The 26,885-nt window shown below is 37.6% G+C and carries 32 protein-coding genes and 1 pseudogene; 31 read left to right on the forward strand and 2 right to left on the reverse strand.

The annotated features are described in order from the left end of the window. Positions 1 to 115: 115 nt before the first annotated feature. From IGI52_RS02040 to IGI52_RS02150, 23 genes are all read left to right on the forward strand, one after another. Positions 116 to 823, forward strand: coding sequence for a reverse transcriptase domain-containing protein (locus tag IGI52_RS02040; protein ID WP_438780296.1), 708 nt, complete (start codon positions 116 to 118; stop codon positions 821 to 823). Positions 824 to 999: 176 nt separating this feature from the next. Beyond that, positions 1,000 to 2,226, forward strand: coding sequence for a tyrosine-type recombinase/integrase (locus tag IGI52_RS02045; protein ID WP_438780297.1), 1,227 nt, complete (start codon positions 1,000 to 1,002; stop codon positions 2,224 to 2,226). Then, positions 2,226 to 3,200 carry a tyrosine-type recombinase/integrase gene (locus IGI52_RS02050; RefSeq protein ID WP_438780298.1) on the forward strand — a complete coding sequence of 325 codons (975 nt, stop codon included), beginning with the start codon at positions 2,226 to 2,228 and terminating at the stop codon, positions 3,198 to 3,200. Before IGI52_RS02045 ends, IGI52_RS02050 begins: the two co-directional genes overlap by 1 nt. Beyond that, positions 3,187 to 4,197 (forward strand): site-specific integrase, encoded by a 1,011-nt coding sequence (locus tag IGI52_RS02055; RefSeq protein ID WP_438780299.1) that lies wholly within the window; start codon positions 3,187 to 3,189, stop codon positions 4,195 to 4,197. Before IGI52_RS02050 ends, IGI52_RS02055 begins: the two co-directional genes overlap by 14 nt. A gap of 79 nt (positions 4,198 to 4,276) precedes the next feature. Beyond that, positions 4,277 to 4,963, forward strand: a complete 687-nt coding sequence (locus IGI52_RS02060; RefSeq protein WP_438782211.1) for a group II intron maturase-specific domain-containing protein — start codon at positions 4,277 to 4,279, stop codon at positions 4,961 to 4,963. 193 nt (positions 4,964 to 5,156) lie between these two features. Continuing rightward, positions 5,157 to 5,996 carry an HNH endonuclease signature motif containing protein gene (locus IGI52_RS02065; protein WP_289866609.1) on the forward strand — a complete coding sequence of 280 codons (840 nt, stop codon included), beginning with the start codon at positions 5,157 to 5,159 and terminating at the stop codon, positions 5,994 to 5,996. A gap of 188 nt (positions 5,997 to 6,184) precedes the next feature. Continuing rightward, complete coding sequence (locus IGI52_RS02070; protein WP_438780300.1) at positions 6,185 to 6,958, forward strand: hypothetical protein; 774 nt, start codon at positions 6,185 to 6,187, stop codon at positions 6,956 to 6,958. A gap of 14 nt (positions 6,959 to 6,972) precedes the next feature. Further along, complete coding sequence (locus IGI52_RS02075) at positions 6,973 to 7,260, forward strand: hypothetical protein (protein ID WP_438780301.1); 288 nt, start codon at positions 6,973 to 6,975, stop codon at positions 7,258 to 7,260. Further along, positions 7,250 to 8,524, forward strand: a complete 1,275-nt coding sequence (locus IGI52_RS02080; RefSeq protein WP_438780302.1) for a hypothetical protein — start codon at positions 7,250 to 7,252, stop codon at positions 8,522 to 8,524. The genes IGI52_RS02075 and IGI52_RS02080 overlap by 11 nt, the downstream gene beginning before the upstream one ends. Positions 8,525 to 8,591: 67 nt before the next feature. Next, the gene (locus IGI52_RS02085; protein WP_438780303.1) at positions 8,592 to 9,095 is read left to right on the forward strand and encodes a DUF3801 domain-containing protein; all 504 of its coding nucleotides are present in this window, start codon (positions 8,592 to 8,594) and stop codon (positions 9,093 to 9,095) included. A 40-nt stretch (positions 9,096 to 9,135) separates the two neighbouring features. Continuing rightward, on the forward strand, positions 9,136 to 9,411 hold the full coding sequence (locus IGI52_RS02090; RefSeq protein WP_438780304.1) for a hypothetical protein: 276 nt from the start codon (positions 9,136 to 9,138) through the stop codon (positions 9,409 to 9,411). 17 nt (positions 9,412 to 9,428) lie between these two features. After that, positions 9,429 to 10,091 carry a hypothetical protein gene (locus tag IGI52_RS02095; RefSeq protein WP_438780305.1) on the forward strand — a complete coding sequence of 221 codons (663 nt, stop codon included), beginning with the start codon at positions 9,429 to 9,431 and terminating at the stop codon, positions 10,089 to 10,091. After that, on the forward strand, positions 10,088 to 10,423 hold the full coding sequence (locus IGI52_RS02100) for a hypothetical protein (RefSeq protein ID WP_438780306.1): 336 nt from the start codon (positions 10,088 to 10,090) through the stop codon (positions 10,421 to 10,423). Before IGI52_RS02095 ends, IGI52_RS02100 begins: the two co-directional genes overlap by 4 nt. A gap of 29 nt (positions 10,424 to 10,452) precedes the next feature. Further along, a complete protein-coding gene (locus IGI52_RS02105; protein ID WP_438780307.1) occupies positions 10,453 to 10,992 on the forward strand; it encodes a GNAT family N-acetyltransferase in 540 nt (179 codons plus the stop codon). Continuing rightward, complete coding sequence (locus IGI52_RS02110; RefSeq protein WP_438780308.1) at positions 10,993 to 12,804, forward strand: VirD4-like conjugal transfer protein, CD1115 family; 1,812 nt, start codon at positions 10,993 to 10,995, stop codon at positions 12,802 to 12,804. It abuts the gene before it with no gap. Positions 12,805 to 12,866: 62 nt separating this feature from the next. Continuing rightward, entirely contained in the window at positions 12,867 to 14,156 is a 1,290-nt protein-coding gene (locus IGI52_RS02115) for a toprim domain-containing protein (protein WP_438780309.1), read from the forward strand. Between the two features lie 13 nt (positions 14,157 to 14,169). After that, the gene (locus IGI52_RS02120; RefSeq protein WP_438780310.1) at positions 14,170 to 15,462 is read left to right on the forward strand and encodes a hypothetical protein; all 1,293 of its coding nucleotides are present in this window, start codon (positions 14,170 to 14,172) and stop codon (positions 15,460 to 15,462) included. A gap of 53 nt (positions 15,463 to 15,515) precedes the next feature. Further along, positions 15,516 to 16,736 (forward strand): hypothetical protein, encoded by a 1,221-nt coding sequence (locus IGI52_RS02125; protein ID WP_438780311.1) that lies wholly within the window; start codon positions 15,516 to 15,518, stop codon positions 16,734 to 16,736. Positions 16,737 to 16,863: 127 nt separating this feature from the next. Then, positions 16,864 to 17,661, forward strand: coding sequence for a hypothetical protein (locus IGI52_RS02130; RefSeq protein WP_438780312.1), 798 nt, complete (start codon positions 16,864 to 16,866; stop codon positions 17,659 to 17,661). Between the two features lie 41 nt (positions 17,662 to 17,702). Beyond that, entirely contained in the window at positions 17,703 to 18,995 is a 1,293-nt protein-coding gene (locus tag IGI52_RS02135; protein WP_438780313.1) for an ArdC-like ssDNA-binding domain-containing protein, read from the forward strand. 72 nt (positions 18,996 to 19,067) lie between these two features. Next, positions 19,068 to 19,475, forward strand: a complete 408-nt coding sequence (locus IGI52_RS02140; RefSeq protein WP_438780314.1) for a hypothetical protein — start codon at positions 19,068 to 19,070, stop codon at positions 19,473 to 19,475. Between the two features lie 218 nt (positions 19,476 to 19,693). Next, positions 19,694 to 20,044, forward strand: coding sequence for a plasmid mobilization protein (locus IGI52_RS02145; RefSeq protein WP_438780315.1), 351 nt, complete (start codon positions 19,694 to 19,696; stop codon positions 20,042 to 20,044). Between the two features lies 1 nt (position 20,045). Next, positions 20,046 to 21,698, forward strand: coding sequence for a relaxase/mobilization nuclease domain-containing protein (locus IGI52_RS02150; RefSeq protein ID WP_438780316.1), 1,653 nt, complete (start codon positions 20,046 to 20,048; stop codon positions 21,696 to 21,698). Between the two features lie 323 nt (positions 21,699 to 22,021). Here the strand turns inward: IGI52_RS02150 and IGI52_RS02155 are convergent, their stop codons facing one another. Both IGI52_RS02155 and IGI52_RS02160 read right to left on the reverse strand, forming a co-directional pair. Beyond that, positions 22,022 to 23,467, reverse strand: coding sequence for an IS1182-like element ISEfa7 family transposase (locus tag IGI52_RS02155; protein WP_016181407.1), 1,446 nt, complete (start codon positions 23,465 to 23,467; stop codon positions 22,022 to 22,024). 115 nt (positions 23,468 to 23,582) lie between these two features. Continuing rightward, positions 23,583 to 23,768 (reverse strand): hypothetical protein, encoded by a 186-nt coding sequence (locus IGI52_RS02160; protein ID WP_438780317.1) that lies wholly within the window; start codon positions 23,766 to 23,768, stop codon positions 23,583 to 23,585. A 359-nt stretch (positions 23,769 to 24,127) separates the two neighbouring features. On the opposite strand from IGI52_RS02160, the pseudogene IGI52_RS02165 reads away from it, so the two are divergent. From IGI52_RS02165 to IGI52_RS02200, 8 genes and pseudogenes are all read left to right on the forward strand, one after another. Then, positions 24,128 to 24,217, forward strand: a pseudogene (locus IGI52_RS02165) (DUF2786 domain-containing protein); the annotation flags it as partial. 113 nt (positions 24,218 to 24,330) lie between these two features. Continuing rightward, a complete protein-coding gene (locus IGI52_RS02170; protein ID WP_438780318.1) occupies positions 24,331 to 24,456 on the forward strand; it encodes a hypothetical protein in 126 nt (41 codons plus the stop codon). Between the two features lie 134 nt (positions 24,457 to 24,590). Beyond that, entirely contained in the window at positions 24,591 to 24,716 is a 126-nt protein-coding gene (locus tag IGI52_RS02175) for a topoisomerase C-terminal repeat-containing protein (RefSeq protein WP_438782212.1), read from the forward strand. A 219-nt stretch (positions 24,717 to 24,935) separates the two neighbouring features. Continuing rightward, positions 24,936 to 25,529 (forward strand): type IV toxin-antitoxin system AbiEi family antitoxin domain-containing protein, encoded by a 594-nt coding sequence (locus IGI52_RS02180; RefSeq protein ID WP_438780319.1) that lies wholly within the window; start codon positions 24,936 to 24,938, stop codon positions 25,527 to 25,529. A gap of 10 nt (positions 25,530 to 25,539) precedes the next feature. Further along, complete coding sequence (locus IGI52_RS02185) at positions 25,540 to 25,698, forward strand: hypothetical protein (RefSeq protein ID WP_438780320.1); 159 nt, start codon at positions 25,540 to 25,542, stop codon at positions 25,696 to 25,698. Next, on the forward strand, positions 25,688 to 26,089 hold the full coding sequence (locus IGI52_RS02190; RefSeq protein ID WP_438780321.1) for a nucleotidyl transferase AbiEii/AbiGii toxin family protein: 402 nt from the start codon (positions 25,688 to 25,690) through the stop codon (positions 26,087 to 26,089). The genes IGI52_RS02185 and IGI52_RS02190 overlap by 11 nt, the downstream gene beginning before the upstream one ends. Continuing rightward, positions 26,086 to 26,271, forward strand: a complete 186-nt coding sequence (locus tag IGI52_RS02195) for a hypothetical protein (RefSeq protein ID WP_438780322.1) — start codon at positions 26,086 to 26,088, stop codon at positions 26,269 to 26,271. Before IGI52_RS02190 ends, IGI52_RS02195 begins: the two co-directional genes overlap by 4 nt. Positions 26,272 to 26,562: 291 nt before the next feature. Further along, complete coding sequence (locus IGI52_RS02200; protein ID WP_438780323.1) at positions 26,563 to 26,859, forward strand: hypothetical protein; 297 nt, start codon at positions 26,563 to 26,565, stop codon at positions 26,857 to 26,859. Positions 26,860 to 26,885: the final 26 nt, after the last annotated feature.

Below are 26,885 nucleotides of genomic sequence, written 5' to 3' on the forward strand. Positions count from 1 at the left end.
ATGGCGACATGATGGTGAATCATGAGAAGTCAGCCGAGGTCATAGTAGTAACGATACTGACCGTTACGAAGGACTGAACAATAAGAATCTTGAATAATTTAGGAGGTGTGAGAAGATGCGACGACCGCAGAAAACAAGAAAACTTGGCTATCATCAAAGAGCTAGTGTGGAGCACGAAGGGTATGATGAAGTGCGTAGCACTTCTTGCGGTGAACAAAGGAAACAAGATGGTGTAGCTAATCTGTTTGGAAAAGTGCTTGAGCGTAACAATCTCAATCAAGCGTACCTTCAAGTAGTCAGAAATAAAGGAGCGGCGGGTGCAGATGGAATGACCACCGACCAACTGCTTCCTTACTTGAAGGAGCATCGTGAGGAACTACTTGTCAAACTACGCCAAGGAACATATAAGCCGCAGCCAGTTTTGCGTGTAGAAATACCGAAATCAAACGGCAGTGTAAGAAAACTAGGAATTCCCACGGTTATCGATCGTATGCTTCAACAGGCAATCAATCAAGTGTTACAACCGCTATTTGAACCAGAATTCTCAGATAATAGTTATGGGTTTCGCCCAAATCGCAGCGCACATGGCGCAGTGAAGAAAGCAAAATCTTATTATGAACAAGGTTACCGATATGTGGTAGACATTGATATGAAAGCCTACTTTGACACCGTAAATCACGATAAGCTGATGTATTTCATTGAGCGGAAAGTAAAGGACAAGCAAGTTCTAAAACTGATCCGTCAATACCTGATGAGTGGTGTAATGGAAAATGGACTCATCACGACGACGGAAGAAGGAACGCCCCAAGGAGGCTTATGCTAAGCTACACATAAACCACCTAATGCACAGTAAAGAATAATGTAAAGTGAAAGCGTAGAAGCCGCATGGATAGGAGCCTTACGGTTGAAACACTGCGCATAATAAATTGCTCAATGAACAAGATCCTGCCAAGATTATTTTTGGGACTATCCCTAAAAATATATTTTGGAGGCAAGAACATGAAAGAAAAAGTAAAGCTAAAAGAACTTATCAAACTGCTGGATCAAGAGCTTCAAAGGGTTGGTTATAAAGAAGCCACTCTAAATTATTATCGAAGTAACTGGAAAAGACTCACTGACTATTTTGATTCACAAAATGAATTTTATTTTTCAGAATCCGTCGCTATGCGCTATGTTGATGAGAAATGTGATTTCTTCGCTAAAGAACAAGCTGGCACACTCACTCAAAGTAATGTGTATTTATTCCGAATCGTCCGTATGCTAGGTGACTTCCAACAACACGGGATTGTTCTTCGGCGTTATAATCAAACTCTAAATAAAGTTAATCAGGCGAAACACTTAAAACTATTGGAACGGTTTGAAAGAGAATGTTATCTCGCTGAATATGCTAAATCTACACAAGAAAGTTATAGTAGAACCGCGGAAAATTTCTTGTACTTCATAGAGGGCAATGGGATTATTCTTGAACAAATAACAGCTTCTAACCTAAATGATTTTGTCAAAACACTATTAGGTTATCGTCCTAAAATGGTTGAGTTTGTTTTGTGTGGCACTCGATCCTTTCTACGCTTTTTGTATAAAGAAAATGTCTTAAAAACCGATTGTACCGTTCTAATCCCTACAATTCATGTTCCAAACCAAACGATTATTCCGTCAGTTTGGGATAAGGATGATCTCTATAAATTAGTAAACGCAATCGACAGAGAAAACCCTTCGGGTAAAAGAGATTACGCGATTATTCTTTTAGTCGCGCGTTTGGGGCTTCGATGTATAGATATTAAACACTTAACTTTTTCTAGTTTGAACTGGGATGAGAATTATTTAGAATTTGCACAATCAAAAACGAATAATACTGTTCGATTACCGCTTTTGAAGGACGTGGGTTGGGCAATCATTGATTATATTAAAAATGGCCGTCCTATCAGTGATTCGCCTTACATCTTTCTTCGCCATCTTGCACCTATTGGAGCTTTTTCGGATAATGATCATCTCCATCAGATGATTGTCAAACATATGAGAGTTGCGAAGATTCCAGTTACAAAAGAGAAAAAAATTGGTATGCATTCTTTGCGTCATACCTTAGCTACAACATTGCTTGAAAATCATACGCCTATCCAAGAAATTTCAGATATTCTCGGACATCAAAGTACTGAATCTACACCTATTTACCTAAAAAGCAGCCTTCGGCTACTTAGCGAATGTGCGCTTAGTCCGGAGGTGGAATAGTGTTGTTTTCCTCAAGGTTTGCGTCTTATATCATAGGATTAATTGAACAAAAAAGAGCATTAGGCTACAAATACGAATCTGAAGTACAGATTCTACGTCGTTTTGATAAATTTTGTGTTGACTATTATCATGATGAAAAAAATTTAACAGTTGATTTAGTGATGGATTGGTCAAAGAAACGACCCACAGAAAAGGCAGCTACTTTGCAAAATCGTATTACACCAATCAAAGAACTAGCTAAATATATGACTCGACTTGGTCTTGATGCATTTATCTTTCCAAGAGGAATGATGCCAAGACCTACACGTTACATTCCTCATATCTATACAAATCAGGAATTAAAGAAAATATTTTTTCAAGCAGATCAATGTCACTATTGTTCTCAAGTTCCCTATCGACATTTGGTAATGCCAGAATTTTTCAGATTACTTTACAGCTGCGGTATGCGATTGTCAGAAGCACGATTACTGAAAGTTCAAGATATAGATTTAACAATTGGTGTGATTAAGATAGTAAATGCTAAACTGGGAAAATTTCGACAATTACCGCTTTCTCCAGAAATGTTAAAACGACTAAATAGCTTTTATCAGACCGTTCACCTATTTTCTCAACCCGAAGATTGGTTTTTCCCGGGTTACCACGGTAAACCGATGACCAGGGGAAATGTAGAAAAAAATCTACGAAAATTTCTTTGGCAAGCACGGATACCACATGGCGGACGTGGAAAAGGTCCGAGAGTTCATGATTTGCGACATACTTTCGCCGTTCATTGTCTTCGAAAATGGGCCTTGGAAAGCAAAGATTTAAAGGTATATCTTCCAGTTTTACAAACCTATTTAGGACATGTATCACTGAGTGATACTGCTTATTATCTTCATTTGACAGCAGATGTGTTTCCAAATATCACTAAAAAACTGAATGACACTTTTGTAAATGTAATCCCTGAAGTTGGTGAATCTCATGAAGACTACTGATTTTGCCAAACACCTGACGGACTTCTTTACAAACTACTTGCCGATTGTTAGAAATTTGAGTAGTAACACTATTTCTTCTTATCGGGATGCTTTTCGATTGTTTTTGAAATTTTGTCAAGAAGTTCAGGGGATAAAACCAGAAAAATTGTGTTTCAATATGTTCAAAAAAGAGCTGTTAACAGACTTTTTGAACTGGTTAGAGACAGACCGTTACTGTTCTATCACGACAAGAAATCAACGACTAATGGCTATTCATGCATTTTTTAAATACGTGCTCATACAAGAACCGGCTTACATGGATCTATGCCAACAGATTCTGCAAGTACCCAGTAAAAAATGCCAGCGATCAACGATTGTTCATTTAACCGCTGAACAAACAAAAGAACTATTACATGCCCCGGATCCATTAAAAGCAACAGGGAGAAGAGATAGAACCTTATTAAGTGTTCTTTATGATACTGGCGCAAGGGTTCAAGAACTTTGTGATTTAAAGATTTGTGATGTAAGACTGGATCACCCAGAAATGATTACTTTGACCGGAAAAGGTCAAAAAACAAGAAACGTCCCTATTTTGGGGAATACAGTCATTCTCTTGCGACAGTACATGGCAGAAAACAATCTTTTGAAAAATGGCCATCAGGCATTCCCATTGTTCTTTAACCAACAACGAAAGAAGTTAACTCGCGGAGGTATAACGTATATTCTCCAAAAATACGAGGCAGTCATTAGAGAAAATCGCTCTAGCTTACCCAAAAGGGTGACCCCTCATATATTGAGACATTCGAAAGCAATGCATCTATATCAAGCTGGAGTGAACCTCGTATATATTCGCGATATTTTAGGTCACGTAGATATTTCTACAACTGATGTCTACGCTCTCTTAGACATGGAGTCCAAGAGACAAATACTTGAAAAAGCCTATCCTAAAATTACTTCCGATGAATTACCGGAATGGAATCAAGACAATCAATTGCTTGATTTCTTAAATAGTCTTTGATCATTAATCAATTTATTATGCGTAGTGTTTCAGCCGTAAGGCTCCTATCCATGCGGCTTCTACGCTTTCACTTTACATTATTCTTTACTGTGCATTAGGTGGCGTAATCAGTCCAGTTCTAGCGAACTTGTTTCTTCACTATACCTTTGACGACTTCATGGAAAAAGAATTTCCTAACATACAGTGGGCTAGATACGCAGACGATGGTATCACTCATTGCGTATCCTTAAAGCAAGCGAAATATCTGAAGAAAAGATTGGAAGAAAGGTTTAAAATCTTTGGACTAGAATTACATCCAGATAAGACAAAGATTGTTTACTGCAAAGATAGTGACCGGAGAGGAAACTATCCGATTACTACCTTTGACTTCTTAGGTTTTACGTTTAGACCTAGAGGTGCCAAGAATAAATATGGAAAGTACTTCACAAATTTTCTTCCTGCAGTATCAGATAAAGCGAAAAAGGCGATTCGCAAAGAAATAAGGAATTGGCGATTACAGTTAAAAGCGGACAAAAAGCTAGAAGATTTAGCGAACATGTTCAATAGTAAAATTCAAGGATGGATGAACTATTACATGAAATTTTACAAATCTGAAATGTACAGTCTACTGCGCTACGTCAACCAATGTCTAGTGAAGTGGGTTCGTCGTAAATATAAAAAGCGACAAGCACGAAGAAAAGCGGAACATTGGTTGGGGGAAATTGCCAAGCGGGAAAGAAGGTTATTCGCGCATTGGAAAATTGGAATATTACCATCGGCTGGATAATGGGAGCCGGATGAGCTGAGAGGTTCACGTCCGGTTCTGAGAGGGCCTAAGGGGGAGGTTCCCTTGGGCTACTTACTTCAAATTATTAACTCGTTCCTATTCAATGGCTAAACGATGGTATACAGCGATTAGAGGTTATATTGAAAAACACTTAAAGTTGGAAATATCACCTGAAAAATCAGGAATAACTAACTTGAGAAAGAAACGAACAGAGTTCTTAGGATTTGAGATAAGAGCAGTTCCTAAAGGTAATAAATACACTGCAAGAAGCTATGTGAGTAGGACAAGTAAGCAAACAATGATTAAACAGCTAAGAGAAACCATTAAACGAATTCAGGGAAATCCTGGTTATGTTCATCTGTTGAATTATAAAATATTGGGAATGCACAATTATTATAGAATTGCGACAACTGTTTCAGTGGCATTCAGTGAAATAGATTATGAATTAAAACAAATGATGAAAACAAGGTTTAAAACAGTAGGTAAATATAGTAAACCTTATCATGGAACAAGCCTTACCTTTGACAAATTGTATAGCAAAACTTATAGGACATGGAGAATTAATGGGACATGGATTTATCCAATCGCCGATGTTCAATTTAAAATACCAATTAACTTTATTCCTGGAACAGTTCCCTATACGTCCTCAGGACGTAATAAATATTATAAAGGGATAGGAATAGATATAAAAATTGAAATGGCTAAAATTCTACGTCGTAGAGAAACAGGCCGGACAGTAGAATACATGGACAATCGATTATCGAGGTATGTCATGGTCAATGGGAAATGTGAAGTAACAGGGCGCGTTTTATCATCAGAAGAATTTCATTGTCACCATATCACCCCAGTCTCAATGGGAGGAACTGATAGGTATGATAATTTAAAAATAATTCACAAAGCTGTCCATAAAATAATTCATGCAAATACTATCAACAATTCGTTGAAGTACCTAATAGAGCTTCAATTAACAGATAAACAACTAGACAAAATAAATATACTTCGAACTAAGTGTCATCTTGAACCAATAAAATGAGTAGCTTTTAGATGGAACGCCGTGTGCGGTGAAAGTCGCATGCACGGTGTGGAACGGGGGAAAAGATGGAGATAATATCAAAATTTTACCTATCGTTATAGATCTCAAAATCGACGGATCTTTCAGTAAGTAGTTTATTAGATCCAGCAAAGGTCTTAGGAATAAATAGATAGGAAAGGAAAAAATGAATGTATAACGAAAAAAGAGTCAAACTCATTCGAAGATTAGCGATTGTGACGCTGTTTATCGCCGGAATTCTTACAGGTTTTGGTGTGGGTCAATTGGTCAATAAACAAGAAGCGAAGAATGAACCCAAAGTAGCGAATACTGTTAAGAAGACCATCGAGGATAAAACGAAAAAGAAGGAACTCAGCTCGAAAGACGTTGAAGCTTTTTTGATCGCCTATTATACCAAGAAGGATCTCTCTGAAAATAGAAAACGGTACAAACCATTTATGACGAGCACCATGTACACACAGGAAACGGATATTGAGGATCTCCCGATCAACCAAGCGTACAAAGGCTATGTAATCAATCAAGTCTTTGATGAAGCGGATATCTATATTGATAACGTGAATAACGTTGCACTAGTAGAAGTGAAGTATCACAATACACAGTTAGTTGAAAAAGGCACGACTGAAGGGGCATTGGTCGATACGCCTGAAACACAGACGCTTAAGCTCACCTTTGTCGAAGAAAACAAACGGTTTAAGGTGAATACGATCAATAAGATCTTCTTGACGACTACCGGTGAGACACCTCGAAATAATACCTATGATGATGAAGAGGAAAACGAAACTGAAGATAGTAAGACCATCGATAGCAACAAAGAAGCTGAGGAAGATGATTCAGAAGCGGAGACTTCTACTTCTGAAAGTAAGGCAGAAACCAAAACAAGTGAGTCTACGAATTCAACTGAATCAACAGCTGATTCCAAGACTGAAGAATCAAAAACTGAATAAGGAGAGAGCTATTCATGGTAAAAATTGGGGATCTGCAAAAAAAGCGAGACCGGATTGAAAAAGAACTCAATAAAGCGAAGGCTGCTCATGCGAAACAAGGCGAACTAGTGAAAAAGAAAACCGCTGCACTCGAACAGGCCGAACAGGATATTGTATCTCAATTGCTTGTAGAAAATAAGATGGACATGAAGGATCTTATGGCCATGTTGGCAAGCAAGCCAGTTGAAGAACCTACGAAAATTAATGATCACGTTGCAAAAGAGGACCATTCAGAACTAGGAGGTGATTCTGATGAAATTTAACCCACTATCCGTCATTAAAAAGAAATTTACTTTTGAATTCATCCAAGAAAACAATATTGAAACTGAAGAGATCAAAGCCGCTGATTACTTGATTTGTTGGGTCGAGGAAGAAAATGCGAGAATCATTGAGGAAGAGAGCGAAGGATCTGTCGTTATCGTTAAACGCAACAAGAAAGATCAAGTCTTGTATGCTCATGCACTGGAGTTCCCTATGGCTCCTGAGACGGATTTTGATTCATTATTGGACAAGTTTTATACAAGAAAACCCATTAAATTTGATCAAACTATTTTAGAAGGACCACCTAATCCGGTGCCTGTACCTGAAATAGCAGCGCCACCAGTACCACCGGTGCCACCAATTCCAGCAGCAGTACCACCAACACAAACGACCGAGCCAACAGAAGGCTATGCATCCGTTCCAACTGTGCCAGCTGCGGAAACTGCGGAAGTTGTGACTGAGTCGTCCAATTCAAATGAGATCCAAGAGTTAATTGCCGCACAAAAAGCACAACAAGAAGAAATCAAATTACTGAAGCAGCAACTAGAAGAAAGAAAGGCTGCTGCTACTCAAGAAAAGATACCTGAACCAATACCTGTTCTAGCAAATGAGGAAGTTCCAGTAAAATCAGAAACCAAAAAACAAAAAAATTCAGTTTCTATCGGTGTCCCAGGAGTTGGAACAACTAAATCTCTTTCGTCCTTTGAGCCTTCTGCGATCGATGCAGGTTTAAGCTTTCAAGACCGAATGGATCTGTTCGTAGAACAAGAGAAACAAAAGATTGAAACGGAAATATTTACAGTGGATAGTCGAGATCTGATTGAGACTGAAGTAATGGTCAAAATTAAGGAAGAAAAAGAAGAATCAATCAGCCGTACAGAAATGGATCTCTATGAAAAACAAGCAGAAGCGATCGAAAAAGAAGAGAAACGTCATGCGGTTGAAATGGAACGAATCAACCAGGAATATGAAAAACAAATTGAAGCCAAAACGAAAATGATTGAAGATAAGTTCAAACGGAAAGCAGCTGCAGAAATTCGATCGGAGTATAACCGACAAACGAAGGAACTGAAGCAGCTATTTGATGAACGAATGATTGAGCTTAAAAAGCGTCAAACGGAATTTTCCAATAAATTAATGGAAAATATTCGAACGACCTTCAGTACTTTAGATCTAGATTTGAATGAAGAGCCTCAGGAACAAGAAAAAGAGACGGATAAAATTCCGGTTCTTGCGGAATTAAAGACAATTAGAGCAGGAGAGTAGCCTCTTCTGCTTTTCTGCTTTCTTTAGCTGCCAATAAAGGTGGCTTTTTTATTGAAAGAGGTGGGTTATGGAACAAAAAGAATTGATACATTCCGTTTATATCAATGGTACGGCAACCTTACGTACATTTTTTGAAGCTATGCTTAGAGTGAGTTCCGGTGCTGAACAGATAGGTGAGTATTTCCAAAATAAATACACACCAAGTGAAACCAGCCTGTATAAACTGTTAAACCAAAAAGATTCGGTTAGCGTTCAATTTTTGTCTCAGAAAGTAGATCTGACTAAAATACGATCGTATTTAAATCAGCACCAAGTGTCTTTTGCTTTTGAAGAGAGTGAAAATGGCGTTCGGATGTATTTTAAGGCAAAAGACGAGATGTTGATCGCACAAGCGTTAAAGCCAGTTATTAAGGACGTTTCAACAAACTTAGGCGCATTTTCGAGAAATATCTTGAAGCGGCCAGGATCAATGAGCTTTAAGGAAAGAGTCGAATACGCACAAAAGCACCAAGCAAAATATCAAGGAACAATCAAAAAAGCACCAACAATCAAAGCGCCTGGAAAAAGCTGATAATCTTTCAGCTTGCAAAATTTTGAAATGAGGGAAGTAGATGTTATTTGTAGTAGAAACAATTGAAGGAACTGACAAGAAATACAATGTAGTGGAGGCGAGTTCTCCAAAAGCAGCTATGTTGCAAGATGGATTTGACCTTTTACACACTGAAAAAGATCCTCATGAGAGCGTCGAAAGTTCAATTACCGGTGTTTATGAAGTTGGACAAATAAACCACTTGCTAGAGATATCTAGAAATGCGGAGGTGCATAGGTTTTACCGGGAAAGGATTGAGAATCTAGGGTATGATTCAGCAACTTTTAAAAAATTATAATGAGAAGAGGAGAAGTAATGAACAAAATTAGAAGAATAGCTCGTGAAATTGAGCGTGCTGACTTTGACCTTGTGACTAAAATTGGTTTTTCAGTTGTTATCTCAATGCTTTGGGTCTTTCTTTTAGCTGTTCTTTCCCGAATGTGGCACATTTTATTTTCAGAGCTAATTCCATCTGTCTTATGGTTTATGATCACTTTACCAGTATTCGGCGTTTTATATCATAAATTGTTCACGTTGATCGATGCGAGAAATCTCCAAGATCTGACATTAAAAGGACAGCGGGATATAAGTAAGAAAGCCCCACCCATGTTGGGTAATGGGTTTATTTTTGGTAGACCAAGCTATAACAGGTTACCTTCTATTGAGGAACGACTACGTTCACTCAAAGCAGAAATGGATCAAGACCCCTTAGCAAGGGTTCAAATTTTTAATGGCAACGATGCTACTGCTTTGGAAGTGTTTAAAAAAGTGTTTGGAAATGATCCGAATTCTTTAGTAGTCACCTGCTTATCTGATATGCGTGCAGCAACACCAAAACTGAAGTATTTATACCTAGATACTTCAACAGTTGATGAAAGAGATATAAATGAGATCGCTTTTCAAATAAAAAGAATCAATGAAATAAAAATGTTTGAAGGATCGCGATCGATTTCAAAGGAAGGAGAGCAAGTGGAATGAAAAGCTATTTAGATGACTGGAGAGTGATTCAAGGATCTTTGAATGAGGACCGAATCAATGCCTTACCTTCATGTCTTGAAAAGGAGCATCAATTTAAAATTAGAGAAATGTTATCAGATGAAGGTTATGAATCAGACGAATTTTTTGTACGTGAATATCCGAGAGCTGGAGTCTATATCATTTGTCGAGAAAATCAGGAAGACTATTTCACCATTTATGAAGAGAATGGCGATTTAACACCAATATATGTGACCAAAGAAGTTGACGAAGAAGGCAAAAATTGTTTTCCATGTAAAGAGATTGCGACAGCCATTGCACTAACTGAGTGCTGATAGAATCAAACGAGAAAGGATCTACTAGTATGGAAAAGAATGCAGAGAGTCACTATTCACTGAGGTTGGTCAATTCAACTGAGCCTTCATTTAAGTTTCTTTTAGATGAATTGTACCCAATTTTGCGAGCTGGATTAGCCAAAACAGATGGTGAAGGGATCTTATCTACTACAGCGTTGACTGACTCAAATAAAATCCTTGTGATAAAGGATAGTGAAAAAAATTCTATTTGCGGATATTGTGCTTTTAGCGAGTATGTACAAAGACAAGTAGACGCGAATTTAGGTTTGTGGCAGGAAAGAGCAGAACGAAGCAGCGTTTATATTGAGCAACTATTCATTGTTCCTGGACACCGAAGAAAAGGACTAGCAACGAAACTGATTAATGAGGTAGAGCAGCTCTATGATTCAATGTATGTTCATGTGAGTACAAAAAATACAGTATCTCTATTATTTCATTTGAATAAAGGATTTGAGGTTATTGACTGGTATTACGCTAAAGAGTTTTATGGTGTATCCGAGTACAATAGCCTTTTTTTGAGATCCAGTATCAATCAAAGGGAAGAATAAATGCAGACGTACAAAAAATCACTTTCAACATATCTAGCTCTATCATTTTTTCTGCTAATCATTTTCTACACTATGAGCAACTGGATTTTGTCTTTTTCGGATGCTACAGCTGCGGAGATCATTAATTTCGTTCTATCGTTGGATGGTTTAAATGATTTTGTTACCCACTTTTTCAGCTATTTCCTTATGTTTCAACCAATTTCTTTAGCAGCTGGTTTAATGGGTTTTCTAGGTGGTCTGCTAGGTTATATCTACAAGAATGACAAAGGCGTATATAGGCACAATGAAGAGCATGGATCAGCAAGGTTTGCTAAGCCTGAAGAAATGGCCAAGTATGCGGATAAGGAGGAAGCGAATAATATTATTCTCACTGAGAAGGCAAGAATGGGGCTTCATAATAAGCGATTACCAATTGCCGTTCAGCGGAATAAGAATATTTGTATAATCGGAGATCCAGGTTCAGGTAAAACACGTTTCTTTGTAAAACCAAATTTAATGCAGATGCAAGGCAGTTATATTGTCACAGATCCGAAAGGACTGTTGGTTCGTGAAACAGGGAAAATGCTTGAAGATGCCGGATACAAAGTAAAGATTTTCGATTTAGCTAATTTAGCAAACAGTGATCACTTCAATGTGTTCAAATACATTAAAACAGAACTTGATGTGGATCGTGTTTTAGAAGCGATCACTGAAGGTACGAAAAAAGGCGATAAACAAGGCGAAGATTTTTGGGTTAAAGCAGAAGCTTTACTCATTCGCGCGTTTATCGCCTTTTTGTGGTTTGATGGGAAAGATAATGATTATCTACCGAATTTATCAATGATTGGGGATATGCTACGGTTTTGTGAACGGAAAGATCCGAAAATTCCTAGTTCAGTTGAAGATTGGTTCGAAGAGCAGCATGAAAAACATCCAAACAACTACGCTTACAAGCAATGGTCACTCTTTAATGATCTGTACCGAGCAGAAACTCGAGCAAGTGTTTTAGCAATTGCAGCTGCTCGCTATTCGGTATTTGACCACGAACAGGTCGTTGACATGGTTAAAGAGGATACGATGGATATCGACAGCTGGAATGAAGAAAAGACTGCAGTCTTTATTACCATTCCTGAGACAAGTGATTCATACAACTTCTTATCAGCTATTTTCCTTGCTACAGCAATGGAAACACTACGACATAAAGTCGATAACATTTTGTCCGGTGAGTGGACCTTAACACTAGGAAAGGTCTTGCTGCACGTTCGTTTAATCTTGGATGAATTCGTCAATATTGGAAGAATTCCGAATATTGAGAAATTCTTGGGAACATTCAGAAGTAGGGAAATGTCCATTGTAATTATTCTACAAGCCTTAGACCAGCTGAAGAAAATGTATGAGAAAGGTTGGGCCTCAATCGTCACCTTATGCGCAAGCTTGCTATTCTTAGGTGGAGAGGAAGAGGATACTATGAAATATCTTTCTAAGCGAGCTGGAAAGCAGACGATATCGATCAGAAACTCAACGGAACAAAACAGCCGGAGATCCGGAGGATCAATTAATAAACAGAAACAAGGTCGTGACCTAATGACACCGGATGAAATTAGCCGTTTAAGTGGCATGGAATGTCTTCTGTTTGTTTCGAAGGAGTTTGTATTCAAAGATCAGAAGTATCCATTAGAGAACCACCCTAACGTCCATCTGTTGGCAGATAAGCCGGGAGATCCAAACTGGTACAAGTATAAGAGATATAAGAATGAGGTTGAGGAACTATTAGACAAGATTACACCAGATCAATTGATTGATCATGGGGTGATCGATTCGGATGCAGCATAAGAATATTGGTACAAAGCAGCTTATCAAAGCTGCTTTTTTGTTTTGAAAGGAGGTGAAGAAGAATGGAAAAGGACAAGATTATGAGATCGCATGCTGAGCGTCAAAAACTCGTTCAGGAAGCACATGAAAAAAACATTGTAGATGTGGCCTTAAGTTTAGGTATGGGGTTAGTTCGTGAGGGAAGAAATTTCAGCTGGGATCAGCATGATAGTTTTATGATCAATACGAAAAAGAATGCCTTCTATTGGAATTCGCAAGGCTTTGGTGGCGATTCAATCAAACTAGTCCAAACAATGACGGACTGTAGTTTCAAAGAAGCTGTTAGTTACCTTACAGGTTCAGAAATAGCAGCTGCAAAGATTGATACATCTGAACCAAAAGAGTTTCGATACTTTTTAAAGGACCATAAGATGTTCTCTACGGGTAGAAAATATCTGAACGAAGAACGACTTATTTCTAATGAAACTATTGATCAACTGTTGTCTCAGGGAGCACTCGCACAATCCAGCTATACAGACATGAAAACAAATAAAACACAACCAGTGATCGTTTTTAAAGCTATGGATGATCAAAGAAATATTAAAGGTATCTCTGTTCAAGGAGTTTGGGAACAGAAAGGTCAAAAACGGCCATATCTGAAAAAAACGCATGGCGACGGATTCTCAGGATTCATGGTGAAAGTCGGGAATCCACCTACTGGTCAGGAATTGTCTGAAGAGAATCCGCTCAAAATCATTGCGTTTGAGGCACCTATTGATTTGATTAGCTATTACGAATTGTTCCAGAAGGACTTAGGAAATGCGATTTTACTTTCAATGAATGGACTTAGAAAGGGGACGATTTCGAAGTGTTTAGCCAATCAGCTTGGATCTCCAGTAAAGGAAAAGGACAAGCCGGATTTCTTAGATGATCTAAATAAAAGAATGCAGCCAAATAAGTTGATTCAAATCGTATTGGCAGTGGATAACGATAAAGCAGGTCGAAAATTTATTAACGAGTTTGGAGCTAAAAATATTAGTGTCACACCACAGATCCCGGCTCTGATGGAAGGTGAAACAAAATCTGACTGGAATCAGGTTCTACAACGTTTAAAAAAGCCAGTTAAGGAACCATTTAAATCACGTGTCGATCAGGCCGCAAAAGAGACTAAACAGATTGCAAAAGAAGAGAAGCAACAAAGGATTAATCCAGTTGCTAAACCAGGAGAACAGCCAAGAATTAATCCAGTTGCTAAACCAGGGGAGCAGCCAAGAATTAATCCTGTGGCTAGACCAGGAAAGCAATCAAGAATCAATCCAGTTGCTAGGCAAGCAGAACCGCCAAGAATCAATCCGTCCGTAACTTTGAAATAGGAGAGGAATACAAATGAAAAATACAAACTACCAATTAACTTTCTCTGAAGCAGCTGCTTCTTATGTTTCTGATATTCATAAATCGTTTGAAGGCGAAAGAAATAAAATGCAGGAAAGACAAAACGAGGAAGAAAGCCCTGCTCCAGCTGAAGAGACATTGACAAGAGCAGAAGTTGAAAAAATGTTAGGCGAACATTTATCAAGAATTGAGAACCTGATCTTGAAACAGGAGAAACAAATCGAGCAAATGGCTAGTAATACACCTGAAGCTGAGGTTGTCAAAAGGACTGAAGGATTTTTGGCAAAAATCAAGGAAGCTATGAAATATTTCACTGATACAGTGAAATATTTAGTTGGTGATATGACAGATGATGCTCGGCTAAAAGTCAAGAATGGAATTAACAGTCGTATATTGCGTGTCAATTCGTCCATTAAGAGCTTAGGGGAAAAGATCGATAAGAAGTTTGCGATTGAGGAGAAAGTCGCTCGTATCGATCCTAGAGAGGCGAAAAGGAATGCTATAGCAACAGAGCAAGAGAAAAAAGGAAAAACTGAAGCAAATACACAGTCAGACAAGGCTGTTGATATCGACGTATCGAAAGCAGCTGAAGTTACTTTTAATCCACCAAGAATGAATCAAGATCCGAAGCTGTCGGAAAAGGAAGTCAGTTCGTTAACAACAAACAGTCTTTTCGACTTAAAGAAAGTGTCAGAATTTGCATTTAATAAAAGATCAGCAGAACCAAAACATAATTGGCAGGCACATCAAGAAAAATTTGGCGATAAGGAATTAAGTCAGGCATGGAACGTTTTTATGCAAGACGCATGGAATATTCAGGCTGAAATAGCACCAATGATCAGTTCAGAGCTTGCTTCTACCTGGGAAAAGGATTATTACGATTTCTTTTATGAAGGTGGAAAAGAAGCGTATGATTCTTCCGTTAATAACGGCACTGAGTTGAATTATTCAACTGAAGCTATTCAGCATTTCATAAATCTTTATGATAATCAGATCGCCAAGACCATGCAAGAAAATCTAGCCAATGAAGTAATTGGAAGGCATTCATCAGGACAAGGCAATGAACCTATAGTGGAGATCCCAATTGATCAAATATTACCGCATGAAATGAGTGGACCTGCAGCAGATATCCAAGAAACGAACAAAGAAGTCAAAGCTGCCACAAGTAAACCGAATAAATTTGAACAAAGGAAGGCTGCAGCCATTGAAAAGAACCAATTGATTGAGAAGAATTTAGTTAATTCTCCTGAACAACGAGTGGCGAACGATTCACCAACTATGAAGTGATTCTTATAGTAGCTGTGTAGCAAAATATGTCATAGTTAGAAAGGTGTGCTGAAATGGTTAGTCGAGGAGAATTCATTGAATATCTACACGAATTAATTGCAGATGATCCGACTATGATCAGAGGATCGGAAGAGGAAATAATTTATCAGATAGATGATCTTACACTTTACGGTGGTTTCGAAATGGGATTACGTGGAGTTGATCATAGGGATTTACGTCCTGAAGGGGCAACTCGGGAAAATATTTTTGAGTGGGGAACCGTTGTCGTTCCTGAAGCACGCACATATATAAGCAATCAAAGCATTGAACAATTTGAACGAATGGGTTTTCAGAAATTGCCCACCGATAGTAATCATCTAGTGAACTATAAAGAAGAACAAGCGGAATTTATAGAAGTTGAATACGAGGCGAATGAGCTGTTGAACTCTCCTGAAAAGGAGATTCAGACAGCTCTTTTTCATGGATCTACCATGTCATTTGATCATTTTGAGTTGCAAGATACTCCAAAAAATGGAACGGCATTAGGATTTGGAATCTATTTAACTGATGATCAAAAACACGCGGAAATGTATGCTGGTGAGGAAGGGTATATTTATACTATCGATCCAAGCAGTTTACAAGGAAACGTTCTTTCGTCTGAAGAGGTAACCTTGACCCACGACCAGGTCTTTGAACTGGTCGTCAGTATTTCAGAAGATGAACTTTCTTCGGATGATCCATATCCTTACCTATTATCTGAGGTTGGTGAGCCTTCTAGTGAAACAGAAATGACCGAAGGAAATCTGTTCCTTGCTTCTGTGTTAGCAAGCCAAATTTTAGATTCTGCAAATGATGATTTAGACGTAATCAATGAGTTAAATAATTTACTCGGAAGAGTAGTTGAAGGATCAAAAGTGGTTATCGAAGCGTTGAACAAACAAGATATTCATTATTCAATTCGAGCACATATAGATGATCAAGGAAAATCAACTAAGGAAATCGTTGTTTTTGATCCCACCATAATTAACATTCTTCAAAAAAGAACTATCGGAGAAATTAACGAGAAGTACGAACAAAACAACAGTACAAAAGAGGTACATGAATCTCAAAACAAAGAGGTTTCTGTAGCTCTTTTTTCTGGTACGAATCAGAAAGCAGAAAAGTTGTTATTGGAAAAGCCCAATATGTTTGAACAAAGGAAGGCTGCAGCTGTCGAGAAGAACCGGATGATTGAAAAGAATTTAGCTGATTTTCCCGATCAGCGAGTGGCGATTGATTCACCAATAATGAAATAAATTTTGGACAAAAAAAGAAGCGAACCTGTAAAGGTTCGCTCCTGAAGATGCCTCACCTAATGGAACAATCAAGGCTTGTTCTGCCTGTACATCTTCAGCAACTTAAATATAACAGAAGGAGAAAACGATGTCAATTTACAAACTAGTCACTATAGATCAACGATTTATTGCAGAGACAATCGCTCGGACCGGTAGTGAGCAACTGTTAGATAAAGTTGCACGTAGCTTTGTTGGTTTGTATAACCAGGATGAAAACTGGTATATCCCTTTAAGAGCAAACTTAGGGAAAAAGAAACCGGAGGGTGCGTATTTTGAGACTCCGTTTGAGACAACCAATTCTCATTTTAAACGCCCTGGTTTAGATTTTGAGAAATCCATTTTTGTTCCAATCGAGTATACAATCGAGATCCGAAATACGCTGCCAACTGAACAGTCTGAACTTATATTTTCTAAACAAGAAGAAATCCGTCAATCTTTTGAAGAATATGTTTTAAGACTCGAGGTATTAGATAAAAGCTCACCAAGTTACAAATTCTCAACAGTACCATTGTTTCCTGAAGGAATAAAAAAAGTGAAAGAAATGCAAAATGACACAAAAGAAATTCAGGAAGACAAAGGAAAGCCGAAAGATGTTTTTAATCAAGAAACTTTGTTTGATAACATGATCGAACTTATGCCAAGTAAGTCAGACGAAGAGGTCTTAGAAGAAATGAGAGAGAGTCTTGAGAAACTTCAAATTGAACATGAAACCCATCTTACTTGGCTATACGAATTTCATAGACTTTCAACAACTGGTGAAATAAATAGAAATAATAATGGCGACAATTGGAGAAATAAATGGGATCAATCCAAAATTCGTGTGGAAGAACTCTCGCAGGAAATCAAAGAGAAAAAAAAGAAATCGAAGCTTTTGAAAAAAGGATGATTAAAAAAAATCCTGAAGACAAACAAAAAGGTGGTGGAGGTATGAGTATAACTAAAGAAAAAGTCAAATCACGTTATGAGAGTCTTTCGCCTCATGTAAAGGCATTGCTTGAGAGTGACGAAATAAAACAATGGTCAAACGATCCGACAATTTATTTCGTGGCAGGCTTAAAAAAAGTTGCGCTCGAATTAACTCCTGAAGGAGAATTTATTGAGTCTAAGAAATATCCGGCAACGACTGATGAGGCGAAGAGAAAAGTAGCTGAACTTCTGTCGGAAGAAGCAGTTATAAATAAGAAAATACCCTTTGAAGAAGAAGAGCGATCCATACAAGATATTATTAAACAGAAGGACTACAAAGCGTTATCGAGTCATTTGAAGAATGGAATCTCTTCTTACTTAGAAACAGATGTGTTTAAAAATTATCTCAATTTTGTTTCTAAGTTCCATAAATATTCTCATAGGAACGTTCGATTACTACTTGCACAAAATCCTGAAACAACACGAGTTGCCGGATATAAAAAATGGCAAGAAGTTGGTCGAACTGTCAACAAAGGAGAAAAGGCATTATATGTTTATGCGCCAGGATCTAAAATTGTTAAGGATAAAAACGGTAAGCCTGTTAAAGATGAAAATGGCCAAGTCGTTAAAGAAAGATTCTTTTTCTTAACACCGGTCTTTGATGTGAGCAAAACATCTGGAGAGCCAATTCCGAAACCGATTCATGATCTGGAGGGGAATTTTGAAACGCCAGAACAGTTTGTAAAAGTCTATAAAGCAGTCGAAAGTATTTCTCCTGTACCGATTAAAATTGAACCAATTGAAGGGTCTGCACGAGGATACTATCACAAGATCGATCAAGAGATTGTTGTGAAAGCTGGGCTTGGTGAAATTATGACTCTGAAGACACTGATTCATGAAATCACTCATGCAAAATTACATGCTGATTCAACGTGTGCTTTTGGAGACGAGAAGTATAGTCAGCAGGAATTTGAAGCAGAGTCGGTCGCTTATATCGTAAGTAATCATTTAGGAATTGATACCAGTGATTACTCCTTTGGCTATCTAGCCTCATGGACAAAACAAGGGCAGTCAGTTGATTCTTTTACTGAATCGTTGGATCGAATCACGAAAGAGGCCCAACAAGTTATTGAGTCACTTGAGAAGTCCTTGTCGCTTTCTTTTGCAATGGCTGAACCGGCAAATAAATTTGAAGAGAGAGTTGCCAAAGCACAAGGTCGAGATATTCAACCACTTAAGAGTGAGACAAAAACCGAAAAGAAAGAGGTCGAACCAACGATCCCAAAAGAGGAACGTCCTCGACTGAATCCTTAAAGGGGAGGTTGAGGACGAATACTCAATCACTTCTAGATAAAATTAAATTACCGGAGAAGGGAAATGAATTGAATGCCAATGAAGAATGAAAACTATTATATTGCTTTATCTCAAATTCTACTAGTTGATCCTGCGAGTGAGACGCCAAGAATTCATTCGTCCAGAAAGAATATTTCCAAAAGACAGTTGATCAGACGGCTGGAATTGTTGGTCATGGAATTTGAAGACAATGAAGTTGAGATTGATTTGGCACCGTATAATGATACGATTGCCTACTTGAAAAAGATCAGAACGGATCGTGAATATGAAGATCTGATTCAAGAAGTTGTTGACTCTTATGATACTGATTTTGGAGTGGAAGTGAATCCGGAAATATCAATTGATCATACTTGGAGTGCTCAGGAAAATCGAATCGATCGTACTCAGCATGAACAAAATGAAAATACGAATCTGGAAAAAAAGAAAACACAATCATTTTAAGTTTCTAGCAAAACAATTTTAGATTGAGATAAGGTCAATAATGGTCAGGAGTACAAAAAGGGGGATTGGGGGAAACCCCAAACATTTAGAAATAAGTCGTCGGTTTTTGACGGCTTTTTTCTAAAATATAGCGAGTGGATAACCACTTGCTCTGCTCGCAAAAAGGTTAGACTACTGATCTTGAATTTGGGTTGTCAACAGAAAAAGGAGGGCTGACAGTGGGAAATAAGGGAAATCGTAAAAGAACAGTTCAAAAACTAGTAAGGTTCAATAAAGAAGAATATGGATATCTGAAGAATAAAATGGCTTTAAGTCCGTATGACAATTTTCAAAATTTCGCTCGGATCATGCTGATAACCGGCGAGATCGTTCATGTTGATTATTCTGAATTGAGGAAATTGAATCAAGAGGTTGCCCGGATCGGAAACAACGTCAATCAGATGGCCAGATTAGCAAATCAATTTGAAGAAATATCATCGGCGGATGTGCAAACGTTGATCAGTGAAGTCAGAAATCTTCAAATAATGGTTACGGCCGCACTAAAAAAAGAAATGCAACGAGGCAAGTAGGATGGTTTACACCAAACACTTTTTTATTCACACGTTCGATCATTTGAAGAATGCTGAGGACTATATAAAAAATGCAGGCAAGACGACAATAAAAGAAAATGCGGATAGTGATCATTTAGGAAATCTATTTCCGTATTTAATCGATGAAAATAAAACACTGAATAAGAAATTAGTATCTAGCTTTGGGATTGCTTCAATCGAAAATGCAGCAGATGAATTCACCGCAACTAAATTGAACGCGGCAGTTGCAAAAGGAACGGATTTAGAGATTGATTTGAAAACAGGAAAAATAAAATCACTCAAGCTGAAGCAACTCGAATCTGGAAATAAGATATTAGGCCACCACGTGATCCAATCATTTTCACCGGAAGATCATTTGTCTCCTGAAGAGATCCATGAAATTGGCCGGAAAACAATTCTCGAATTGACCGAGAATGAACACGAATTTGTCATTTCCACTCATGTTGATCGAGAACACATTCATAATCATATTGTATTTAATTCGACGAATATGATTACAGGAAATTCTTTTCGATGGTTAAAAGGCACAAAGGCGCAATTAGAAAAAATTTCTGATAAACATGCGTCAAAAGCTGGAGCAATCATTATAGATAAGTCGCCTAGAAACTCTCATAAAAAATACACGATGTGGCAAACTGAGAAATTATTTAAGTACAAAATTAAGTCAAGATTGGATTTTTTATTAGAACATTCTTCAAATATAGAAGACTTTAAAGAGAAGGCAGCGGCTCTATACTTGCATGTTGATTTTTCAAAAAAATGGTCAACGTTCCGGTTGTTGGACCAGCCGCAAACGAAGAATACGCGTGGCCGGAATCTATCGAAGAGTGATCCTGAGAAATATAATTTGGATCGGATCGAAGAGCGAGTCAAAGAAAACACAGCTGTCTTTTCTATTGATGATGTTATTGAGCGTTATGAAGAAAAAGAAAATGCAGTGAAACAAGATTTTGATTATCAAGTAAAAATTGAAAGTTGGCAGGTTGACCATGTGACTTCAAAAGGAATCTATTTGAATGTCGATTTTGGCGTGGCCAATAGGGGCCAATTATTTATTGGCGGTTATAAGCTGGATCAGTTAGATGATGGAGGTTTTAACTTATACGTGAAGTATGATGACATTTTCTATTTCATGAATGAGAAGAATTTTGATAGAAACAGATACATGAACGGAAAAACTTTGGTAAAGCAGCTGAGCTTGTATAATGGCACTGTTCCGTTGAAGAAAGAACCGGTTATGGCTGAACTGGATGAAATCATTTCCGCAATAAACTTTCTTGCGGATCATGATGTAAACGATGGAATTCAGCTGCAACGCTTAGAAGTAAAACTGGGAAAGTCACTGCAAGAAGCGCAAAACAAGTTGAATGAGCTAGATGAAAAAATCGTGGATCTCAATCAGCTTGCGAAAGATTGTTTAATGGGAAGAGAGGATGATCAAACTGGACCGGACGTATCAAAGGATTATGAATCTATTCAAAAAAAAATGGATTCAGTGAAACTGAGTCGATCTATTTTGCATGAACGATTCGATGAAATCGTGAGTGAAATTGAAGAATATCGAGAGATCCGTTATGTCGCTGAAAAGTCAGATGAAAAAGCTATTGATGATGATCCGGTGACAAAAAAGTAAAAAGAATCAGCTGTAAGTAAATTTTTAAACAGAATATCAGCAAAAAAGTGATAGATAATTTCTCACTAGTGTTGCAAAGAACTCCATTCAATCAAAACCTTGATTTAAAGCTATGTAGATACAAAAAAGTCCTATATACTGAATCTTGGATAATCGTCATCCCTGATTAGTCTAAAGTACTTTTTTGCGTCTGGATAGCGATAAATCAAGGATTAATGCAGGTTGAGAATCTTTGCAACACTAGAGATTCATTATTAAAAAAAGAAGTCAGTTATCGTAAGGCTATTACCAACTAAAAAACGATTCTATAAAACTAGAATCGCTCAGACTGTAGACAAAAGCTGTTCCAAACTCGTAACTCGAGCTTGGAACAGCTTTTTATCTACTTCGTTTCGAATTTTTGAACAAAAAAATAAAGGCTCCTTGCCTTTCCATAGCCAGGTGGCTAATTTCTTTAAATTCATTGCAGCAAACACTAGCATCGTATGCGTCGCGACTTTTTCCAAGCCTCGATACTTGGTCCAACGCATCCCATGCTTTTCTTTTGCATCTGCAAATATTCGTTCAATCGTTTGTTTCCGTTTTTTGTAAATTGATTTATTCAGATCCGTTAGGCGAAGATGTTCCACTTCATCCATCAGATCTCCCCAAACATGTCTCGTGATGACTCGTTGATGATTTTTACTTTTGGTACATTGGTTTAGCAGAGGACAGTTCACACATTCTTTTGGATTGGATTTGTATTCTCGGTACCCTTCTCGAGTAACCGTTGAAAAAGCGAGCATTTGATCCTGCGGACAAATGTAACAATCATAATACTCGTCATAGAGAAACTCGTTTTTTGATAATAGCCCTTTTTTCCCTTTGGGCCTTGAATAAGGCAAACAAGGTCGAAGATTCAAATGAGTCAAAAAGTGAACAAACTTAGGTGTCTTGTACCCAGCATCAGCGACAACACAGTTGATTTCAGGAAAAAGTCTCTTCGATTGTTTGACGAGCTGAAAGGCGACTTGACTGTCATGAATATTTCCAGGAGTGATGATTGTGCTAAGAATAAATCCGTTGTCGTCACATGAAGTATGGGCAGAATAAGCAAATTGTTTTTCTCGTTCGCCTTTGACGTAGTAGCCGCTTTCCGGATCAGCCTTACTTATTTTTCTTTCTTTCAGCTTCACTTCCTTTTCTAAGTCCAAAGTAAAAGGGCGTTTTCCGGCCTCTATTCGTTGACGATTGATCTCATCTTCTAATTCATCCTGATAGGCTTTCGCTTCATCGTGGGTCATTTCCTTCGTAAACTTATGTTTATTGGCGTTAGCTTTGATGTGGGTAGAATCAAGATACAAATTATCCTCTGTTACAAAACCTGCTTTAACTGCTTGTTCTAAAATATAGGCAAAAATATCCTCAAACACCGTCGTTTCTCTAAATCGGCGGACATAATTCTTTCCAAAAGTTGAGAAATGGGGGATTTTCTCCTCGAAGGAATAGCCTAAAAACCAGCGGTAAGCGACATTGGTATCGACTTCCTTAATGGTTTGCCGCATGGAACGGATACCGAATAAATACTGAATAAACACCAATTTGATCAGAATCACTGGATCGATACTTGGGCGACCTAAATCGGAGTAAGTGGCTTCGACGATTGGATAAATAAATTCAAAATCAAGCGCGGCATCAATCTTTCGAACGAGATGATCTTGAGGAACCAGATCATCAATCGTGAGCATCGCAAATTGATTTCTACCGTTCGTATTGTTTTTAGACATCATAACTATCACTCCTTGCATTCGTTTTCATAAATCTATTATAAAAGAAAAGACTGTAGACATCATCCATAAAACGGACTTTGTCTACAGTCTGAACGATTCTATAAAACTAGAATCGCTATTTTGGATAGTTCAAATATATCATTACTAAAGAAATAAGTAACAATACCAATCCTACTAATGCTAGAGGAACAACTGGTCCACTCCAAGCTTGTTTATTTGCAATAGCTCTTACTCTAAAGATGGCTCCAGCTAATCCAATGAGAATGATGGCAGCAACAAAAATTATGACGGCAATTGTCAATACGATATACCTCCATATTAGTTTTAAAAAAGTGTAGATTATTATCTGGATAGAAGTAATCCTAGCATTTCTAAATTTTAATGTAAAAAGATAAGAATGTGAAGAAGTATAAAAGTTTAGTTTCTCATTGTAAATAAAACAAAGTTCCGCTAAGGATATTGTAGAGAAAAAGACCGCTACATTCTAGGAGTGTAGCGGTCAGTGAGCTGATTGGAATACATTCTTTATGTATCAACTCAGAAATAGTTTATCAAATAGAAATACTGGGCACAATAGTAGCTAAAACTAGTTCTGATAGTAAGGAAAATACAGGGAAGAATATTTGAAAAGGAAACGGATTGTTAAAGGCACTCCGCCAGCAGGTTATAACTAATGGCTACGAATTGGCGTTACAGTTGCCAGACATTGTATTTCATGAAGTCGAGAAATTAGGGTTAGTAAAAGGAAAACGTTTTGTAAGGCTGTCGAAGCTGAAGGACTTTTGATCAGTGCTGAACTCACTGCCAAATGGGAGTCTTATCTAAGAAAGATTGGAAACAAACAAGGTGTTCAGGAAGCCTTTTTGAGAAATATAAAAAAATTTATTGCTCACTTGTTAGAGTCGGTCCCCAAACAAGTAGCAGACATGGATCTAGCTGAAGAAAAAGCGACGATCGACAAAATAAAGAAGAGAGTGAAAGAGATTTAGGGATTTGTCCAAAATGTAAAGAAGGACACGTTCACTTATTTAAGAAGCTAGTTGCATGTACTAGTGATCAATGCGAATTCAAAATATGGTTAAAAATGGCCAGCACAAGCCTCACTAGAACAAATCTGTAGCAGCTGCTAACAAAAGGGCGGACAAGTTCACCGGTTAAAGGATTCACTGGTAAGAAAGGTAAATTTGACGCGTTCGTAGTACTAAAGGATGATTTTACTCTGGCATTTGAATTTCCGGAAGAAAAATGAAAAATAAAAAGTACAAGGAAACAGAACTTAAGCAAGAAGAAGAAAAATTAACGTAACAGGAAAAGCAAATCAAATTGACGAAATAAAAGATTAAGGAACTGAAGCGGCAGCAACGACAACAAAGGGAAATAGATTATTAAAGAAATGAGCCGACTCCATTGTACAATTAAACTACTATGATATAATTATGGTAGTTTAATTGTACGCTGGGGTGAGAAAATGTCAGATAAACTTGATCGGTTATTAGAAGAAAGAGATGGAAACCTTTCAATGAAGGAAGCTAGATTGAAAGGGATCAGTGCTTCAACAGTCCAATCTTATGTTAAGTCCGGCCGATTGCTAGCGATTGAAAGAGGATTCTATGTTTTAGATGGACATGGAATTGATGAACTGTTCCTGCAACAGAGTAGATTTTCTAGAGGCATCTTTTCATTTGAAACAGCGCTAGACATTCACAAACTTACTGAGAATATGCCTGCAGCTATTCATCTTACATTTCCAAAAGGATACAATGTGAGTCGCGAAGTAATGAGAGCACAGAATTTGAAATTTCATTTTGTGTCTAAAGAAGTTTTTGAGCTAGGAAAAATTGAAGGCCGTTCCTTTCAGGATAACCTGATTTACTTATATGATAAGGAACGGACGCTATGCGATATTTGGAGTTCTAGGTTCAGTATGGCGTATGATTTCAAGCTTGCAGCACTGAAGAATTATATGCTAAGTGAAGACAAAGATCCAGGTAAGTTAAGTTTATATATGAATCAGCTGCCGGTATCAACAGATATGCATACACATTTACTAAGTCTAATTTGAGGAGGTACGTATGACACCAACACAATTTACTGGGAAAGCAAGAAATCTAGCCAAACAACACGATTTGAACCCTCAATTAGTCCAAAGACATTTCATGATGGATTACTTTATCGAAACAATCGCAGAATCAGAGTATAGAGGGGATTCAGTTCAGTTGCTTGGCTATTGAAGATACCAGATTAGAAGAATTTTATCAAGGATTCAAAATTTCCATGCAGGCAAATTTAGGAAAAACCTGGGTACCTTTTTCGATTGATTTGATAACTGACGATAGTATTGTGCCTAAAGTGACGAAACATAATCATAAACTAATGTTTGGGGATAAATCAGTCGAAATTTATGCATACCCAACTGAACAAATTATTGCAGATAAGCTTCATGCAGCGGTTCACTTTGGACTAGTGAATTCGAGATCCAAAGATTTTTATGATCTCTATACAATGTCTCATGTTGAAGAGGTAGATAATAAAAAAACTGTATCAAAGTGCGAAAAAATACGTTTAATTGAAAGGGGATACCCAATAGTTTTAAAACGTATTATAATAAAAGATTTGAAGTGATCAAACAAAGCGAAGAACTAAGAAATTTTTGGGGGAAATATCAATCAGATAATTCCTTTGCCAAAAATATTATTTACGAGGACACAACTGAAGCTATGGATAGCTACCTTAAAAAGCTATTGAAGGAAGAACTGAAGGAACGACATATGACAAAGCAACGCCATCATGAAATTGATCGATAAATACGAGGATTTAAGTGAGGAAGAATTTGAATCCGTGGTAAAAAATTTTTGTGAATAAATACATATAGGAAAGAGGAACGGTACGGATGACGAATGAAGAGTACATTATCCATATAACCAAAGTACTATCCAAAGAAAATATTGAGCCACACTTGCAAGTACAGATACTGGAGACGATAACAGAGCTCTTGGAATACTATAGTGTGGATTTTGTTCGGGAACTGTTGCCAACCTTGTTTAATAGGTGAGCAAAAGGAAAAATGAATTTGTTGGAAGGAAATCAAGGGATTTATGCAGCTAAATAAGGAAGAGGAACCGTTGTTGCCTGAGTTTAGTGGTACGTGTACATTAACGACAGACGTCCGTTATATCCTTTATACGGAGAATAATTGGGAGGCGGTTCAAGTGTTTTGTCGGCCATTTACGATTGAGCATTCAAAAATAAAGGCGGCAGAAGGTCGTGCAGTGATTGATCTTCCGACTGGAAATGAGACAGTCGAATATGGTATGGTTCTCATTCGTCTTGGGAATAAACGAATACTGGTCTTTACACCGAGAGAATTTATGGATCTATTTTCAATCAAGTAACGGATCGATTAGAAAAAAATGAAGGG

The organism is Enterococcus sp. DIV0187 (assembly GCF_051713785.1).
Taxonomy (GTDB): domain Bacteria; phylum Bacillota; class Bacilli; order Lactobacillales; family Enterococcaceae; genus Enterococcus_A; species Enterococcus_A avium.